This is a genomic window from Dermacoccus abyssi (genome assembly GCF_003515945.1).
GTDB lineage: Bacteria > Actinomycetota > Actinomycetes > Actinomycetales > Dermatophilaceae > Dermacoccus > Dermacoccus abyssi.
Window position 1 is genome coordinate 1 of the sequence record NZ_QWLM01000053.1, and the last position, 1312, is coordinate 1312.

At 65.2% G+C, this 1312-nt stretch carries 1 protein-coding gene and 1 other annotated feature; the gene reads right to left on the reverse strand.

Annotated elements, in window-relative coordinates:
* Positions 1-28 precede the first annotated feature (28 nt).
* Positions 29-1263 (reverse strand): IS3 family transposase gene (locus tag D1832_RS15070; RefSeq protein WP_241511043.1). Its coding sequence is split into 2 segments (ribosomal slippage): positions 29-981 and positions 981-1263, totalling 1236 coding nucleotides; the frame shifts between segments, so codons are not numbered across the junction.
* Positions 881-982: a sequence feature (AL1L pseudoknot), on the reverse strand. It overlaps the preceding gene by 102 nt.
* Positions 1264-1312: the final 49 nt, after the last annotated feature.

A 1312-nucleotide genomic window follows, 5' to 3' on the forward strand; every position in this document is an offset into this window, starting at 1 on the left:
GTGAAGCGCCCTGGGTTTCGTTCCGCGCTTATGTGGTGACGAGGGTTCTCGTCTGGGATTGATCGTAGGACGCTTCGACCTCGACCGGCGTGCGGTAGCCGAGTGCTTCGTGCAGGCGCTGGTGGTTCCACCAGGTCACCCACTCCAATGTCGCCAACTCGACCGCCGATGTCGACGGCCATGTCGTGCGTGAGTAGATCAGTTCGGCCTTGTACAACCCGTTGACCGTCTCGGCCAGGGCGTTGTCGTAGGAATCGCCCACTGTCCCAACGGAAGGCGCGACGCCGTGCTCGGCCAGTGTGTCGGTGTAGGCCAGGCTGACGTACTGGACTCCGCGGTCGCTGTGGTGCACGAGCCGCCCGCCTTGACGCGCCGCCGGCGTCGTCGCGATCGCTTGCTGCAACGCGATTATCGGCAACGCTTGCGTCGTCAGGGACGACGCGACCGACCAGCCGACGATCTTGCGCGTGCACGCGTCGGTGATGAATGCCGTGTACGCGAAGCTGCTCGTCGTCCTGACATAGGTGATGTCGGCGACCCACAGCTCGTTCGGCAACGGTGCGTGGAAGTCACGTTCGACCAGGTCCGGGCGGTGATCGGGCAGCTTGGATGCAACGGTCGTGAAGGGGCGACGTCCGCGCCGAACACCGTGCAGCCCAGCCGTTCTCATGAGTCGGGCGGTTTGGTCGCGTCCGATCATCCAGCCTTCGCGGCGCATCGCGTGCCACATCTTGCGGTGGCCGTACACGCCGTAATTCTGCGCGTGCACCCGCCGAATCTCGTCGACAAGGACGTCGTCACGGATCGCTCGCGCGCAGCGAGGGCGGGCTTTCGCGGCGCGGTAGCCGCGGGAGGTGATGAACCCACAGTCCGTCGCGCGAAGGGCGCGACAGATCGGCTCGACCCCGAAACGATCACGGTGTTCGTCGATGAACCGGATCATCTCGTCGTGGGGCGGTCGAGTTCCGCTGCGAAAAAAGCCGAGGCCTTCTTCAAGATCTCGTTCGCCCGCCTCGTTTCGGCGAGTTCGCGGCGTAAGCGCCGGTTCTCTTCCTCGAGCGACTCACGCGGCTTCGCCGCGCCAGTCGCCGCTGGCTCTTCGCCGGGGCGGGGCATCCAGTTACGGATCGTGGCCGGCGCTATCCCGAGCGACGCTCCCACAGCGTCCATCGCGACACGCTGCGAGCATCCATCGGCGGCGCGCTTGTCGAGCACCATCCGCACCGCATGCTCACGCAAGTCCTGGTCGTACTTCTTGGGCATGGTCCGATTCTCCTTCAGGAAGGACGGAACCAAACCCAGGGCGCTTCAG